Annotated in this window: 15 protein-coding genes; 8 read left to right on the forward strand and 7 right to left on the reverse strand. The window is 40.0% G+C overall.

What is annotated here, in order from left to right:
- The first annotated feature begins 33 nt into the window (after positions 1-33).
- From uppS to FA584_RS02660, 4 genes are all read left to right on the forward strand, one after another.
- Complete coding sequence (uppS, locus tag FA584_RS02645) at positions 34-711, forward strand: polyprenyl diphosphate synthase (RefSeq protein WP_096045866.1); 678 nt, start codon at positions 34-36, stop codon at positions 709-711.
- A gap of 126 nt (positions 712-837) precedes the next feature.
- Complete coding sequence (locus tag FA584_RS02650; RefSeq protein ID WP_167750142.1) at positions 838-3,891, forward strand: EAL domain-containing protein; 3,054 nt, start codon at positions 838-840, stop codon at positions 3,889-3,891.
- Positions 3,892-3,970: 79 nt separating this feature from the next.
- Entirely contained in the window at positions 3,971-5,302 is a 1,332-nt protein-coding gene (gene hcp, locus FA584_RS02655) for a hydroxylamine reductase (protein WP_167750143.1), read from the forward strand.
- 151 nt (positions 5,303-5,453) lie between these two features.
- Positions 5,454-5,963, forward strand: a complete 510-nt coding sequence (locus tag FA584_RS02660; RefSeq protein WP_096045869.1) for a lipocalin family protein — start codon at positions 5,454-5,456, stop codon at positions 5,961-5,963.
- Positions 5,964-6,041: 78 nt separating this feature from the next.
- Here the strand turns inward: FA584_RS02660 and FA584_RS02665 are convergent, their stop codons facing one another.
- The 5 genes from FA584_RS02665 to FA584_RS02685 all read right to left on the reverse strand — a co-directional run bounded on the left by FA584_RS02665 (position 6,042) and on the right by FA584_RS02685 (position 11,534).
- A complete protein-coding gene (locus FA584_RS02665; RefSeq protein WP_096045870.1) occupies positions 6,042-8,078 on the reverse strand; it encodes a hypothetical protein in 2,037 nt (678 codons plus the stop codon).
- On the reverse strand, positions 8,075-8,827 hold the full coding sequence (locus FA584_RS02670) for an NERD domain-containing protein (protein ID WP_096045871.1): 753 nt from the start codon (positions 8,825-8,827) through the stop codon (positions 8,075-8,077). The genes FA584_RS02665 and FA584_RS02670 overlap by 4 nt, the downstream gene beginning before the upstream one ends.
- A 73-nt stretch (positions 8,828-8,900) precedes the next feature.
- Complete coding sequence (locus FA584_RS02675) at positions 8,901-9,776, reverse strand: ADP-polyphosphate phosphotransferase (protein ID WP_096045872.1); 876 nt, start codon at positions 9,774-9,776, stop codon at positions 8,901-8,903.
- Positions 9,777-9,895: 119 nt separating this feature from the next.
- Positions 9,896-11,182, reverse strand: a complete 1,287-nt coding sequence (locus tag FA584_RS02680; RefSeq protein WP_210394402.1) for a cytidylate kinase family protein — start codon at positions 11,180-11,182, stop codon at positions 9,896-9,898.
- Between the two features lie 136 nt (positions 11,183-11,318).
- Positions 11,319-11,534, reverse strand: a complete 216-nt coding sequence (locus FA584_RS02685) for an RNA-binding S4 domain-containing protein (RefSeq protein WP_096045873.1) — start codon at positions 11,532-11,534, stop codon at positions 11,319-11,321.
- Between the two features lie 128 nt (positions 11,535-11,662).
- Between FA584_RS02685 and FA584_RS02690 the strand changes: the two genes are divergently transcribed.
- Genes FA584_RS02690 through FA584_RS02700 form a run of 3 tightly spaced genes read left to right on the forward strand, consistent with a single transcriptional unit; the run spans position 11,663 to position 13,579 of the window.
- Positions 11,663-12,163 (forward strand): QcrA and Rieske domain-containing protein, encoded by a 501-nt coding sequence (locus tag FA584_RS02690; protein ID WP_096045874.1) that lies wholly within the window; start codon positions 11,663-11,665, stop codon positions 12,161-12,163.
- Positions 12,160-13,320: a cytochrome b gene (locus FA584_RS02695; RefSeq protein WP_096045875.1), complete on the forward strand. Its 1,161-nt coding sequence runs from the start codon at positions 12,160-12,162 to the stop codon at positions 13,318-13,320. Before FA584_RS02690 ends, FA584_RS02695 begins: the two co-directional genes overlap by 4 nt.
- Positions 13,307-13,579 carry a hypothetical protein gene (locus FA584_RS02700; RefSeq protein ID WP_096045876.1) on the forward strand — a complete coding sequence of 91 codons (273 nt, stop codon included), beginning with the start codon at positions 13,307-13,309 and terminating at the stop codon, positions 13,577-13,579. Before FA584_RS02695 ends, FA584_RS02700 begins: the two co-directional genes overlap by 14 nt.
- 22 nt (positions 13,580-13,601) lie before the next feature.
- Here FA584_RS02700 and hemJ read toward each other — a convergent pair whose 3' ends face one another.
- Positions 13,602-14,114, reverse strand: coding sequence for a protoporphyrinogen oxidase HemJ (gene hemJ, locus FA584_RS02705; RefSeq protein WP_191342076.1), 513 nt, complete (start codon positions 14,112-14,114; stop codon positions 13,602-13,604).
- 137 nt (positions 14,115-14,251) lie between these two features.
- On the opposite strand from hemJ, the gene FA584_RS02710 reads away from it, so the two are divergent.
- The gene (locus tag FA584_RS02710) at positions 14,252-15,493 is read left to right on the forward strand and encodes a DEAD/DEAH box helicase (RefSeq protein WP_096045878.1); all 1,242 of its coding nucleotides are present in this window, start codon (positions 14,252-14,254) and stop codon (positions 15,491-15,493) included.
- A gap of 20 nt (positions 15,494-15,513) precedes the next feature.
- On the opposite strand, the gene FA584_RS02715 is transcribed toward FA584_RS02710, so the two are convergent.
- A complete protein-coding gene (locus FA584_RS02715; protein ID WP_167750144.1) occupies positions 15,514-17,136 on the reverse strand; it encodes a YcaO-like family protein in 1,623 nt (540 codons plus the stop codon).
- Positions 17,137-17,174: the final 38 nt, after the last annotated feature.

A 17,174-nucleotide genomic window follows, 5' to 3' on the forward strand; every position in this document is an offset into this window, starting at 1 on the left:
GCTCATAAATTGTAAGCTCAAAAGAAGTAAAGAATGAATGATTTAGTGCATTTGGCAATTATTATGGATGGCAATGGCAGATGGGCACAGCGTCAAGGCAAAGAGCGCTCTTTTGGACACAAGGAAGGCGCTAAAAAGGTACGAGAGATTACCAAATATGCTGCAAAAATGGGCATCAAATACCTCACACTCTACGCCTTTAGCACTGAAAACTGGAATCGCCCAAAAGCCGAAGTTAGCGTTTTGATGAAACTGCTTTCCAAGTATTTGCACAGTGAAATTCCTATACTTCTTGAAAATAATATCTGTTTTGATGTCATTGGTGATATGAGCAAACTTTCATCTTCTTTGCAAAAAGAGATCGCTTATGCGAAAGAGGCAACACAGCACTGCACGGGGCTAAGGCAAATCTTGGCGATCAATTATGGTGCCCAAGATGAGATTCTTCGCGCCATCAATAAATCTTTACATGTAAAGGGTGAAATAACCAAAGAGATTTTAGAAGCGCATCTTGATACAGCAGGCATTCCGTCTGTGGATCTGCTCCTTCGAACAGGGGGCGATTGTCGTCTTTCGAATTTTTTACTATGGCAATCTGCCTATGCGGAACTTTTCTTCACAAAAACCTTATGGCCTGAATTTTCAATGGGAGAATTAGAAGCTATTATTTCCGAATATAAAACATCTGAAAGACGATATGGCAAAGTTTAGTCAAGAAACAAAAGTATGACATTTTAAAAATGGTATAATTAGAAAGAATTACAAATATCAATAAACAGAATAGTGCTATACTAATGTGAAAAGTTTTGATAATTCGTTAAACTATAGTGAGTTATCATGAAAAAAATTATTTTAATTGTCTTGTTTTGCTTATGTCAATATGTGAGTGCTGAAGAGGCTCTTCGCCTTGGAATTTTAGCGTTTCGCCCAAAAGAGCAGGCGTTACTTCAGTGGCAACCTTTTGCAACTTACCTCCAAAATACCATCGGGAAACCTATATCCCTTCAAATCTATAATTATCCAGAATTCACACAAGCAGTTGCCAATCACGAGGTTGACATCATCTTGACCAATCCAGGGCATTACATCGTTTTAAAAAATAAGTTCAAACTCTCTGCCCCTCTTGTGACACAAATCACACAAAAAGATCATTTTACACTCACCCAATTTGCAGGCGTTATATTTACACGCCACGATTCACCGATTTTAACATTACATGATATAGAATATAAACAGATTGCTGTAACCAATACCAATTCTCTTGGTGGGTATCAGATGCAAGCCTATGAGTTGGCAAATAGCGGTATTGCTCCTCATGATACACGTTTAGTCATAACAGGAATGCCCCACGACAAGGTTATTGAAGCAGTACTTTCGCATAAAGCCGATGTGGGATTCGTGCGTACGAATGTCCTTGAAGATATGATTCATGAGGGAAAATTAGCATTATCCGATATTAAAATTATCAATGAACAAACAGATCAAAAATTTCCATTTATTCACTCTACTAAACTTTATCCCGAATGGCCTTTGGTTGTTGTGCCAAACTTTGATGAGCATATTGCGCGTGACTTAACCGTAGCGCTTTTAGCACTTCCCTCCCAGAGTGAAGCTGCTACTCGTGCTCATATTCATGGATTCACAGTTCCTGCGGATTACAAAGGGGTAGAAGATGCGCTGCGAACGCTTCGTGTACCACCTTTTGAAAAAGCGCCCAATTTTACCTTAGCAGATTTTTGGTCACGATATTCTAATTACATCACAGGAATATTATCTATTTTTCTTGTTTTTCTTATGAGCATTGGTGTGCAGTTGTATAGGCAAAACAAACAAATACGTCAAAATGAAAAATACCTACTTTCAGCTCAAGATAGCTTGCAAAGCACTATAGATGCTATTCCTGATACGCTGTTTGAAATGAGTTTAGATGGCGTTTATTTTCGTGTGGGAAGAGCGCATGCTCATTTTTCTTCTATGTTGGAAAATTTTATTGGTAAAAATGTCAATGATATTTATCCAAGTCACGTTGCTCTTGTTTTTATGGAAGCACTTCAGGAAGCCAATAAAAAAGGGCGTGCCTTTGGGTTTCAGTATGCTTTAGAGGGAACGCATAAACTCTTTTGGTTTGAGCTTTCGGTTTCTAAGAAAAAAGAATCTCATGACATGGCACATTTTATTGTGTTATCGCATGATATTACCGATCGCAAAGAGACAGAAGCACGACTCAAACTCGCCGCAAGTGTGTTTACGTATGCGCGAGAAGGTATTATGATTACCAATGCTTCAGGCGAGATCGTTGAGGTCAATGACACCTTTACATGTATTACTGGGTATGCCCATGAAGAAGTTATTGGACACAATCCACGCCTGCTAAAATCGGGAAGACAAGGGAACTCTTTTTACAAGCAAATGTGGCAGTCACTCCTTGAAAAAGGGCATTGGTACGGTGAAATCTCTAACCGCCGTAAGTCGGGTGAAGTGTATATTCAGATGACCAGCATCAGTGCTGTCTACGATGAAAAAAAGGTTGTCCAGTCATATGTCGCTCTTTTTACAGACATCACAACAATGAAGGAGCATGAAAAACAGCTTGAATATATCGCTCATTACGATGCGCTCACTTCTCTTCCAAATCGTGTTTTATTTGCAGATCGACTCAGACAAGCGATGGTGCAAACAGAGCGAAGGAAAAAAGAGTTAGCGGTTGTCTATTTAGACCTTGATGGTTTTAAAGCGATTAATGATCAATATGGGCATCACATTGGTGATGAGCTTTTAGTCATTATTGCAGAACGTATGGAGGAGGCTCTTCGTCAGGGCGATACGATCTCAAGGCTTGGTGGTGATGAGTTTGTTGCTGTTTTGACGGACCTTGAGAGTTTAGAAGAGTGTAGACCTATTTTAGATCGTCTTTTGCAAGCAACATCTGACCCTATTGTGATCAATGACAACATCATCCAAGTCTCTAGTAGCATTGGTGTTACGCTGTACCCAAAAGATGGTGTGGATGCAGAACAGCTTTTAAGGCATGCAGACCTTGCAATGTATCAGTCAAAACAGGGAGGGAAAAACCGTTACCACTTCTTTGATATAGAGTATGACAAAGCGATCCAACAGCAAAATGCAAGTCTTGGAAATATTTTATCTGCGATTGCAAACGATGAATTTATTCTCTACTACCAGCCAAAAGTAAATCTTAAAACACATGAACTTATCAGTGTTGAAGCGTTGATACGGTGGCAACATCCCGAGCAAGGCTTTTTGCTTCCGCATGCTTTTTTGCCGATCGTGGAAGATCATGTCCTAAGCATTAAGCTAGGTGAGTGGGTTATTGAGCGAGCATTTAAACAGATGAGTGATTGGATCAAAAAAGGGTTACCTCTCGCTGTGAGCATTAACGTCGGTGCGAGACAACTTCAAGATGCGAACTTTACGGATTACATCCAAACCATGTTGCTTCGCTATCCAGAGGTTCCATCACATCTTATTATATTAGAAATTTTAGAGACCAGTGCGTTGGAAGACATGGTGCATGTTTCGCAAATCATGCATGCGTGTAAAGCACTGGGAGTTCGCTTTGCACTGGATGATTTTGGTACGGGGTATTCATCGCTGAGTTATCTACGAAAATTGCCAATCGATATTTTAAAAATTGATCAAAGTTTTATTTGTAATCTTCTGCATGACCGAGATGACCTTGCCATTGTTGAAGCGATTGTGGGCTTAAGTAAAGCATTTGATTTGAGTGTCGTTGCGGAAGGTGTTGAAACACAAGAACATGCCGAGCTTCTCTTAAAGCATGGCTGTGAGTTAGCACAAGGCTACGGCATCGCACGCCCCATGCACCCCGATGCTATCATTGATTGGAAAAAATCCAGTTCTTACATGTAAAAGTCTTGATTGAGATCAATCAATGACATAAATATTTCCTCTTGCTAAGATGCTGGAAATTTTTGAAAGAGGATAAAATATGTCTTTAAACATGTTATGTGATCAATGCTCTATGAGTGCAATCGGTGGCTGTGGTTCAAAAGGTCAAGATGCGGGAACGTGCGGCAAAGATGCCAACTTGGCGAAACTTCAAGACATCATGATTTACGGTCTTAAAGGGCTCAGTGCTTATAGAACACACGCGAATGAATTTGGTGCAGACACCAAAGAAGTCGATGACGTCATCGCGCAAACACTCTACTTCACCCTTACCAACGTTAACTTCAACTTTGACGACCACATCGCTCAACTGATGAAAATCGGCTCTGCGGGTGTTAGAATGATGGACATCCTAAGCGAAGCACACACGTCTCACCTTGGTGTTCCAACGCCTGTGAGCATTTCTCAAAACAAGGCTGAGGGCAAAGGCATCTTGGTCAGTGGTCACAACCTTGACATGCTTTTAGAGCTTTTACGTCAAACAGAGGGTAAAGGCATCAACATCTACACCCATTCCGAGATGCTTCCAGCGCATGGTTACCCAGAACTTAGAAAATACGCACACCTTAAAGGTAACATCGGTAAATCATGGTTTGACCAAACCAAACTCTTTGAGCAATGGGACGGAACCATCATCGTGAACACCAACTGTATCGTTCCTCCAAAATCAACATCAACCTATGTCGATAGACTTTATACCTACGACATCGTCGGCATCAAAGAGGGCAAAAAAATCCACAATAACGACTTTAGCGAAGTGATCGCTCAAACATTAGCACTCCCCGATGTTACAGGTTTTGACAGTGATGAGACACTCGTAACGGGTCACCACTATAAAACCATCTTAGGTCTTGCTCCACAAATTCTTGAAGCGGTCAAAGCAGGTAAAATCAGCCAGTTCTTCGTCATCGCGGGTTGTGATGCTCCTGGCTCAGGCGGGGAATACTACCGAAAAATGGCAGAGAGTTTACCAAATGACTGCGTAATTTTGACATCAAGTTGTGGTAAATTTAGATTTAACGACATCGACTTTGGAACGGTTGCAGACACAGGCATTCCTCGCTACCTAGACCTTGGTCAATGCAACGACAGTAACGGCGCTGTTCACATCGCTCTAGCGCTTGCTGGCGCACTTGGCGTAACGGTGCATGACTTACCAGTCTCTATCGTTCTTAGCTGGATGGAGCAAAAAGCAGTTCTTATTCTTCTAGGACTCTTTAGCCTTGGCATCAAAAACATCTACCTAGGACCAAAACCACCACAATTTGTGAACGATGACATCTTCTCATTTTTGCAAGAGAACTTTAATTTGCATTTGACCGATGATGCAACATCAGATATGGAAAAATTATTGATTAAAAAACCTGCGTAAGGTTTTACATGTAAAACAAGGAAGCTTCAGGAGAGGCTTCTTTTGTCTCTAATGTATGCTAAATATTAAACACATAGGTTAGATTTAAGATCAGCATCAAAAGAGCCTTTTTTGAGTGTATACTTTTAACATCACTCAAAAGGGAGTCTCTATGTTCAAAATATTCATTACTTTTATATGCTCCTTCATTTTTCTAGGCTGCGCAAAACACTATGCACCACTTCCAACGGTCGAAAAAGTTGATCTAACCCGATACCTTGGCACATGGTATGAAATAGCACGGTACGACCACTCGTTTGAAAAAGGCTGTACCAATGTGTCGGCGACATACGCGTTAAATGAAAACGGAAGCATCAACGTCCTCAATCAATGCACCAAAGAAGATGGAACCCACAAAGAAGCCCAAGGCATCGCCTACGCAGAAGATAAGACACATTCAAAATTAAAAGTGAGCTTCTTTAGACCTTTTTACGGTAATTATTGGGTGTTGATGCTCGATGAAGACTATACCTACGCACTTATAGGTGAACCCAGCCGCGAATACTTATGGATACTTTCTCGCTCAAAAAGCATCGATGAAGCAACAAAACAGAAGATATTAACCAAAGCGCAAGAGTATCACTACGACACCAGTAAGCTTTTGTGGGTGCAACAGAAGTGAAGAAAGTGTAATGATTCACCTGCGTAGAAGGTTTACATGTAAAGATGAGGAAGCCTTTCAAGGCTTTTGCACAAAAATCTAAGTTTTAGTCTCCTTTGCATGTTTTTTTAACTTTTTATACTCATTGTACGAATCATAGATATTATTTGTATCATATTTCATAAATAATAGACCTAAAATATGATGAATTAAATTTTTATCATGCTCATTTTCGCTTAATAGCTCCAATGGGATAAATAAACTACTAAATAATATATTGTCTAAATTATTGCTTTGATTAAGTTCTTCTATAATCTTAGTTAGCTTGTCTAAGTCTTTGTTTGTATCTGTAAAACTTTTAATAACATCAACTGGAGCCTCTTCTTTAAACGTAAACCTTATACGTATTAAAGCCAATAGCAGACTTTGAAGTCTATTATTCATTATGCTATACCAATTATTGGGAGATAAAGAAATTTTAATGATTCTTTCATTATTGTAGTTGAGTACTTTACCATTTAAAAAATTTAATTGTTTTTTTTCTGTTAAATGCTTTTCATGTCTTAAAAGCTGTTGTTGTGAAGTTGCAAATGCTCTTATGAAATCTTGCAGAATATGCAAGTTTGACCCAGCAAAAGCATTTTTTGTGAGTGCTTTATTTTTGTTCTCAATAAATACGATTTTGTCATCTATCTTAATAACCAAATCGCACTCATATACTTCTCTTTTTGATAGAGCATATTTTCCTGAATATATATCAAAATTATTGTTTTCAAATATGGCTTCTACATAGTTATCTATATTCTTACCTATCTTAGTTGTAATATCTTCATCTATTTGAGATTTTATTTTTTCAACTAGGGCATTATAAAAGTACATTTTAAAATATTTAAAGCCAATAATATAATATTCATTTTTATAGTGAATGATTGGGTTGTGAACAAAAAGATTTTGCTCTTCAGTAGTATTTATAGGAACAGAATATCTTGAATTGATATTTTTTGAATCAATACAAAAGAACTTAATAATCTGTTCAAAATGTTTAAAAACTGTTATGTCGAGTTTTATAATATGTTGATTATTGCCAAATAGTTCTACTTGGTGCAGAAAATCAATTAAATTATTTTTTGAAAAGCCAAATTGTTTTTCAAATGTTGTGTTCAATGCAGAGTTACCAATTAGATTATTTATATAATTTATAACTGTCGAAGTTTTGAGTGGATAACTGAGCAAATATAAACTAGAATGTAAAATTTGTTTTTTAAGTTTTTCTTGAATATTTGTTTCATCAATAAATATATATTCCCATTGATTAAAAGATCTAAGTTGAAATAAATTAATAAATTGTTTGAAATAGTTTGTCATAGACTTTAGAGTTTCTAAATTCTTCTTTTTAAAATTTGAATGATGGATATTTTTTATTGCAATATTAATTATATAGTTGAATGGTATGGTTTTGTCATGACGGCTTTGACTGAGTATGAAATGAATAAAGTGAAATATATCAACTTGTTGCAATTTTTTTTCTATGATTGACGCGATTTTTTTATCTTGCCCTTTTTGAAAATTAATTTCCCCATCAATACAGTTTAAATTGATATTTACATACTTCTTAAAAAATATAATAGCATCGACAAGATGAGGGATTTCAGTATTATAATCTTCTCTTAGATTTGCAAAAAATCCATTTTGGCTCAATAAGTTAAGTAAATAGAGTTTTTTTATCAGTTCTTTCCAAAATAACTTGTTTGAAAAATCTATAATCTTTTCTTCGTTATATATTCCATAATCTCTTATTGTTTTAGCTAAGGAATAATAAATATGTCCCTTTTCTAATTTCTTATCATTCACCAAATGATCTATATGAATTTGCTTTGATACATGATATAAAGTACTCATATCCATAGTGCAATTATCTTGACTGGATAGTATAAATTGTTTAATTTGTTCTACAAATAAATCTTGAGCCTTGTTCCCATTTATAGGATAATCTATTTCGTAATCGTTTAAAATCTTTTTTTCTATAGAAGGAAAGTCTAATTTTTTAATATTTTCTAATTCATTAAAATAACTTTTTTCAGTATCTAAAACATCATTTACAAGGTTGATAAAGAGTTGAGTATAGTTTTTGCTCATGAAGTACCTTTCACTATATTCCTACACTTCGGATATCCACTACATCCATAAAATTCTTCCCCTGTTTGTCTATTGTGTCTTAAAACCATTTCTTTCCCACATCGTGAGCATATTTTAGTTGTTTGTGTTGGAGTAGGCTTGGTATTGTGTCGTGCAGATAAGTTTGCAACATGTTCCCTATCGGTTGTAAAACTTTGTTTGAGGCGTTTTTGGCTTAAGGTTTCAATCGTCATGTCAAATTGATACGCGGAGAGTTTTTCTTCTTGGAAAGATTGGATGTAGGAAGTGTATTTGGCGTTGATAAAAACATTTTTTGGCATCGTGGTTTTAAATTTGCAATCACCGATAAAAACAACGATAGACATAATGTTTTCAGTCGGTAGTGCCAATATCTCTTCTAAAGCTTTGGTGTGTCGATAGTTTTGTCGTAAAGGGTTTTGAAAGCGGTGTTTTTCTTTGAAGATTTGCTGTGTCCACATACTCTGATGCTCATCTCCAAAAATCCACCCTTTCATGTTTTTGGTTTCAATCACAAAAACACCATAACGAGAGACGATAATATGGTCTATCTGTGTGGTTGAGCCATCATTCAATTGCAAGGTGATGTTTCTAATATTGATATATTCGTTTTTGTTAAGATGCAAAGAAGTCGCAACATTCACCGTAAATTCGCCGACTTTACCTTTCATCCACGGTGTTTTAAATAAAATACCCAGCACAAAAACAGAACCAATAAGCCAGAAAATCACTTTATTTGCCTTTACATGTAAAAAATAAAATTACGTTATTGTATCTTTTTTGAAAAGAACCTTTCGCCTATCTTCACTCCTCCTCAACCAACCTCTGCCTAATCGCCTGCAACTCTTCTTGTCGCTTGTCGTCCGCTTCAGGGTAGTGCATATCAAGTGCTTTGAAGGTGTCTAAAAGAATGTTTGAGATGATGAGGCGGGCATTTTTTTTGTCGTCTGCGGGGACGATGTACCATGGGGCGTGTTTGGTGCTGGTGGCGCTGAGGCAGGATTCGTAGGCGTGCATGTATGCTTTCCAGTATTGGCGCTCTTCCAAGTCTGCGAGGCTAAATTTCCAGTTTTTATTGGGTTTGTCGATACGCTCAAGAAAGCGTTTTTTCTGTTCGTCTTTGGAGAGATGGAGAAAAAATTTGACGATTTTCGTGCCGTTTCGGTGCAGGTGATTTTCCAAGTCCATGATGGAGCGGTATCGCTCCCTCCAAATGCTCTCTTCATCTAACACGCTATCAGGCAGTCTTTGTCCTTTTAAAATCTCAGGGTGAACCCGAACGATGAGCACTTCTTCATAATACGAACGGTTAAAAACGCCTATCTTCCCGCGTTCGGGTAAAACGCACGTCGTGCGCCAGAGAAAATCATGCGCGAGTTCTGTGGCGGCTGGGTGTTTGAAACTGAAAACCTGACAGCCTTGTGGGTTGATGCCTGAGAGAACATGACGAATCACGCCATCTTTCCCTGCCGCGTCCATCGCTTGAAAGATGAGTAAAACGGCGTATTTGTTGGAGGCATAGAGGAGTTGTTGGAGGTCGCTTAACGCTTCTATATTTTCCTTCAGCGTCTCTTCATACGCTTCTTTGGAGGCATAAAATGCTTTGACAAGCGTGGGGAATTTTTTAAGCTCAACTTTTGCGCCTTCTGGCACGAGGAAATCTTCGGTTTTTAGTTTCATGATACGTTTTTCTCCTTACATGTAAAGAATCATAGAACCCAAAAAAGTCAAAAAGAACGTACGATCATTGTAACAAAATAGAGATCATTTTGGAGCTTTTACTTTTACATGTAAAGATTCTAGTGCGCAAAATCCTTCAGTAGCTCGATAATCTTTTGAGCTGCTTTTTCAGAACCGTACAAAGAAGCATCCAGCGTGACATGGTAGTTGGTTGCGTCTTTCCAATCGTGTTTGGTGTAGTGAAGGCAGTAATTGGCGCGATTTTTATCGGACATCTCTAAGTCTTTGTCGCTGCACGGTGGGGTGGCTTTGTATTTTTCATTGACTTTTGTTTTACGATACGCCATGTTGGCATGAATGAAAACATTGAAACAATTTGGGTCATCTTTTAAGATAAAATTAGCACAACGCCCGACAATCACACATGCATCTTTGGCGCAAATATCGCGGATAATCTTACTTTGCACCATAAACAAAACATCGGCAGGCGGAAGTTGGTCATCCACGTAGGCGTAGTTTTGTTCGTAGAGTTCATAAAGTAGTTCACTGGCTAAGTGTTGTTCGTTGGCTTGAATGTATTCCGCCGTGTAGCCCGTCTCTTCGGCGGTTAGTTTGATAAGCTCTTTATCGTAAAAAGGAATGCCAAGCTTTTGGGCGATCATCTCTCCTATCTCATGTCCGCCGCTACCGTACTCTCGTGAGATGGTAATGACCAGAGAATTGAGCGCTGCTTCTTGGGTGCTTTGAGTTTGAGGAGCGACATACGTCCCCAGCCATTGTTCGACAAACACCAATTTGGTGCTGTACAATTTAATCAACGCTCCAACAAGCAACGCCGCAACAACACTGCCTTCGCGTATGCCCTCCAGGCGATTTAAAAAGGTAAACGAGCTGATGACACCAATGATGACCATCGAGCTGTCTAAACTGATTTTGACTTTACCAAACTCTTTGTGGTACGTGTGCGAGATTGCAACCGCCAAACCATCGAGCGGTAAATAGGTCAGTTTTGTTTTTAAGAGTAAAAAAATGCCAAATGCCAACACACTACACGCCGCTAAACACCAAAAAGCTTGTGCGACATACGACGTGGGGCTTAGCGAAGAGATCAGATGCATCGTCAAATCAATGCAGTACCCAAAAACGATGACAGAAGGGAGTTGAACCAGTTGTGTCCATTGGTAGTTTTTGCGCAGAACCGCCATTTGCGAGGCAATAAAAACAAGGTTGAGCAAAATGGTCAATTCGCCCAAACTAAGAGGCATCGTTAAGCTGTATACATACGGTACACACGAGATAGGCGAAACCCCAAGATTGGCTTTAACCGAGAGTGAGACACCTAACGCCATAATGAATTGCCCTAAAATAAAAACGACAATTCGCTTCGTCATATTCAAATTTAGCATAGTTGAGTCTTCCTTCATGAATGCAGTAGCGACAAAAAACGTTTTGAGGGTGCATGGGAGTGTTGAAATGAAGGAGAAACTATACTCCAAACTAAATTAGAGAAACAAAAGTTTTTTAAAGTAGATGCGTTTCATTTCACATCGAAATGGCTTCAACTTCGATGATTTCACCGCACGCTTCGATCTTTTCGCCTGCAACGATTTTCGCGCGCTTCCTCGTCTCTACTTCGCCGTTTCGCTTTACTTGTCCCTCTTCGATGAGCATCTTCGCTTGCGCACCACTTTCGGCTACGCCAGTGACTTTAAGCAGTTTAAACAATTCGATAAAATCTTCTTCTAATTCAAATGTCATTTTTATTCCTTTGTTGATGTGAAATCATATCCGAATCCATCTTTACATGTAATCCTTCTCAAACCTCTATTGATGAAAGTTTTTGGTAAAATAGTCACACGCAAAGTGGGGAATAAAGGAAAATGGGAATGGATAGAAACCGAAGAGTGGTGAATTACTCGCTCTTAGCATTGACGGGAACGGGGATGTATTTTAGTATCGGTACGATGTTCCAAACCTTAGAACCACCCAAAAAAGCGCGACTGGATGCGGCTACGTTTATTGATACGACGACATTACCCTTGAATGAAATCTCCTATTTTATGTGGCAGAAAAAACCGCTTTTTATTCTTAAAAAAGATGCTTCGATGACGCTTGATAAAAAGCGCGACATTCACATTGGTGAGTATTATTACACCTTAATGATTGGGATTTGCACGCATTTAGGCTGTGTGCCAAAGTACGATGCGAGCGTTAAACGTTTTATTTGTCCCTGTCATAATGGGCAGTTTGACTCCAATGGCAACGCCCTTGCGAGTCCTGTGAGCAAGCCCTTGGTGATTCCGCCGTTTAAACTAAACGGTGAGGTGATTATCGTCGGTGAAGTGGGCGAGGCGTACCTTCAACTCATGGAGGAAGCCAAGGCATGAATCTAAGACTGAAGAACTTCAATATTTTACTCTACACGGGCGCCATCATGGTGGTTTTGTGCCTGTTGCTATTGTGCTCAGGCATTTTCCTTGCGATGCATTACATTCCTGATGCGGATAAAGCTTTTGAGAGTGTTCATACCACGATTATGCAAGAGGTCAATTACGGTTGGTTGTGGCGCAAAATCCACGCGGTTGGCTCAACGTTTTTCTTTTTACTGCTGTACATTCACCTCTTAGGCATGCTCTATTTTGGGTTTTACAAACACGGCAAAACGAAGTATTGGTACAGTGGCATGGTACTTTATTTTTGTTGTATGGTCATCGGGTTTACGGGTTATGTGCTTCCGATGGGACAGATGAGTTACTGGGCGGCGCAAGTCATCACCAGTTTATTAGAGTACATACCAGGAGCAGGTGAGGACATCGTACTGTGGGTACGAGGTGATTTTAGCGTGAGTGGCATTACGTTACTGCGCTTTTACACTTTGCACATTGTGGTGATGCCTTTACTGATTAGTCTGATGATTTTGGTGCATACGGATTTTGTGAAATGGTACGCCACGACAAAGCTTTCATGGAACCGCAAAGGCTTACATGTCTGCAAAGAAGAGCGTTTTAGTAAACGCGACATCAATCTCAAAGAGCCAAAACCATTTTTCTCCAATGCTGTTTTAAAGCCACTACTGGCGTGTACGCTCTTTTTGGTACTCTTTTTTTATTGCGCTTTTTTTCACGATGAAATAGCGTTTGATGCGCTCAATCTCACCCCTGCCAATCCAAGCGATACGCCTGCTCATATCTATCCTGAGTGGTATTTTTTATGGATGTTGCAACTGTTGAAAAGCTTTTTCTTTGACATCGGCATGATCAAAGGCTCATACATCGGCATGGCGTCTTTGGTGGTGGTCAATGTCGGGTTTTTACTGATGCCCCTTCTTGATCGAAACCCTCGTCGCATTCCCGCGCATCAGCGTCCGTACTTTTTGGTGTGGTTTTGGGCGTTGGTCATCTCTTTGATAGGACTTACGATTCTTGGAAAACTGCCGAGTTCGACGCTGACTTTGTGGGTTGGATTGTTCTTCTCCACGGTGCTGATGGCACTTTTTTTCATCTTGCCGTTTCTCTCCAAAAAGGAGTCTCATGCCAAATCTTAAAATATTTGCAGCCATCGTTGTATGTGTTTTCGTTCTCGTTGTCGGGCTTGAGTGGTTACCCAAACAGTATGCCACACAAACAAGCGCCATTGTGACGGAGCAAACACTAAAGGCTCCAACGAATGAAGAAAAAGCGATTTATGAAAAAGAGATGAGCAGACGTGATGTGATCGGGTACAGCATCGTGGGGTACTTTTTGTTACTCTCAGCATTGCTATACTTTAAAATTTTGCTACAACGCTCCAAGCCAACGGAGTAACGAAACGCTTTACATGTAAAGATTAGGGCTTCTTTTTTCCATCCAAAATCACGTCGATAATCATGGCAAAGATGCCTAAGGTAATCAGTGTAAAAGCCCATGAAAAGCTCTTTGTGACCACATACCCGACAATCAAAATAGCCAATGCCGTCGGGACTTCGTTGTAGGCTCTGAAAAATTTGCCACTTTTGGTGCAGGTATCATGGGCAAGCTCTAGGCGGTACTTTTCCAGCGAAAAAGAGTAGAGTGCAAGGGTAATGAGTACAGTAAATTTCGCATAAATCCACCCACCACTTGAGAGCAGTTGAGGGTCAATTAAAATCATGCCAAGTCCACTAGCAAGGGTTGCCCAAAAGGCAGGAAGCCCAATGTATTTATAAATCTTGTACTCTTGAATTTTCACCACTTCCACAAACGCTTTTTTTTCGGCATATTCGACATGATACACAAAAAGCCGTGGCAAATAAAACAACATCGCCATCCACGACATTAACGCGATAACGTGAAATGCAAGCAACCATTTATAGTGATCCACCATTTATCCTTTGACATTTTACAGACGTATTATAACACCAAAAACTTACCCTAAACTGCCTTTACATGTAATCCTTAAAACCTCCCCTAAAGTGAAACTATTCTACAATGACGAAAAGACTCAAAGGATGCCAGCCCATGCCATTTTCCACGCTCAAACTCTGCCCACAAATTCTCCAAGCACTGAGTGAAGTAGGACATACCACTCCCACGCCGATTCAAAAAAAAGTGATTCCGCTTGTGTTGAAACGTAAAGATGTTTTGGCGAGGGCGCAAACGGGTAGTGGCAAGAGTGCTTCGTTTGTCCTGCCGATGTTAGAGCTTTGGAGTGCGAACAAAGGCGAGGGAAAAGCGAAGATCAAGGCATTGGTTTTAACGCCCACCAGAGAGCTGACCGTGCAAGTCGCTGAAGCGTTTACTACCTTTGGAAAATTTTTACATGTAAAGCCAAAGGTGGTGAGTGTCATCGGTGGCGAGAAGATCGGCGAGCAACTTTTTGACATCCAACAAGGGTGCGACATCGTAGTCGCAACATCGGGTCGTTTGCTTGACATCATGAGCAAAAAGCAGATCAATCTCTCCAGTGTGGAGTTCTTTGTGCTTGATGAAGCGGACAAGATGCTTGACCTTGGTTTTGAGCAAGAGTTAAGTTCCATTCTAGAAGCCTTACCAAAAGAACGCCAAAATCTTCTTTTCTCCGCGACGTATCCCGAAAAGATGCAAACCATTGCTTCTAAAATAACCAAAAGTGCCGTGGAAGTGAGCATCGAAGCTGAAGCGCCAACGGTGGAACTGATCAAACAACGAGCTATTGAAGTCAATAAAGAGAACCGTGCTCCACTGTTGCGTCAGTTACTGCGTGAAAACAAATGGGAACTCGTCTTAGTTTTTATGGCAAACAAACGCGCTGCCGATAATATCGCTGTGAAGTTTCGCAAACATGGTTTTTTAGCCGAATCGTTTCATGGCGACCTCATTCAAGAAGACAGAGCGTGGACGTTGAAGTCGTTTAAAGAGCGCAAGATTCGCGTTTTGTTTGCCACGGACATCGCTTCACGTGGACTGGATATTGATGATGTGAGTTGTGTCATTAACTTTGATTTACCGCGTGCAACCGAAGACTACATCCACCGCATCGGACGAACAGGGCGTGCGGGGAAAGAGGGTGTGGCGATCTCATTTATCGACCATGAGGACAAAGCACATTTTGCGTTGATCGAAAAACGTTGTGGCATAAAACTTAAAAAAGAGCAGATCAAAGGCTTTGAGCTTGAAGGTGAGGCACCTCAAAAAGAGAAAGGGAGCGCGCCCATCAAAGGCAAACGTAAAAGTAAAAAAGACAAGTTAAGAGAGCAAGCGGCTTGCAAACCTGCTCTTTAAATCTTTACATGTAAAGATTTTTAAGCGACGATAGACGCCTTCTTAACTTCGAGCCTATCGTACATATCGAGGATATTGACATAGTGCTGGTGCAAGCTAACGTCGATGAGGTAGGCTTTACCATCTAAGATGTTCACTGCGTGTTCAACGTTTTCTTTACCAAAAATGTCCCATAGGGCACTTTCATATTCACTCCAGATAAGATTTTGTCCCCTTAACGAGAGGATTTCACACAGAAGTTTGCTCATAGGATTTTGACTAAAGCCAAGGAGCATGTGTGCCTCTTCGTAATTTTCCAAAAGGAGATTGACTTGTGCTTTAAGGTCAATCATCTGAAAATTTTGCTCAAAAATAACACCGATGTATTTTTCCATATTGAGTGAATCTTCTAATGGCTCAATGGTTTCTAAAAGCGTTTCGTGATTTTCTTCTTTGAAGTTCAGCACTGCATGACGGATGAATTTCCCACAGTTACGATTTTGGTAGACCATATCGTCGATAGGATAGACCTCAGAAATACTTGGCACAATCATGTGGCATGAGTAAAAGTCTAAATAAGTGTATTCACGTAGGTAAATCTCTTTGTTCATAGATTTGACGATGTTGCACAAGAAGGCGTACTCCGCTTCGCTTCCCTCGTCCTTATACTTCCATGGAGCATATTCAAAACTTTTGGTTGCATTTAAAAAGCCAAAGCCTATTTTTCCGTTAGAATCGATGAAGTGTGCTTCAAGGTTAAACGTGTCTTCTACGATGCTCATGTCAAAGGTTGGCATCTCAAAAGCATCAAGGTTTTCAACACCTCTTCCTTGCATGAGTTCGCTCATGGTGCGCTCTAGGCTTACTTCTAAAATGGGATGAGCACCAAATGAGACAAAGAGGGTGCCATTGCGTGGGTTGATGAGCGAGATAGCCGTTACGGGGAATTTTCCACCCAAAGATGCATCCAGAATTTCAACAATGAAGCCTGCTTTTCTTAGTTCTATCACATCCGCATGCAGTTTCGGGAAAGTTGCGATGATACTCTCTGGATATATTGGAAGTGCATAACCATTTTTGATGATCTCAATTTTAGCATGACGTTCAAAGATTTCACTCAGAGCCTGAACTTTGGCTTCATCAGGCGTATTGCCACTGGCAAGTCCATTGCTGACGTAAAGATTGCTGAGGATATTTAAAGGAATGTAAACTTGCTCATTTCCAAAAAAGCTTTGAAACGGGAGTGCGACGATCTTATCGGTATAGTCGCTGTTAAAATCAACTAAGTCTTCGTTGCTCATTTCGTTGGATGGATTGTAGATTACATGTAAAGCAGGATTGAGGTAATTTCCGCCAAATTCAAACACCTTTTGGTCTGGATAGTACGCACGATTGGGAAGGTGAAAGTCGATAAAACAGTTGTTGGTTTGAAGGCGCTCGATGTACTCACCCAGCGCGCTTGCTTTCGACGCCCCTGAAAGGGTGCCTTTGCCGTTAGAATAAATATGATTGGGGGCTTCGGTGGAAGCTAAGTTTACTGAGTAGCAGTTTTGAAGAGGATGCTTTTCCGTTGCAAAGGTAATGCCACACCCAAGGTCACTTAAGATGGTTTCCATTTTTAAAATAGAGACTTCGAGTGGGGCGTTTTTTGAGAGTATATTCATAATGTAATAATTCCTTTTGGGTGTAACGCAATGTCGAA

It is taken from the genome of Sulfurospirillum diekertiae (assembly GCF_011769985.2).
In the GTDB taxonomy this organism is placed as follows: Bacteria; Campylobacterota; Campylobacteria; order Campylobacterales; family Sulfurospirillaceae; genus Sulfurospirillum; species Sulfurospirillum diekertiae.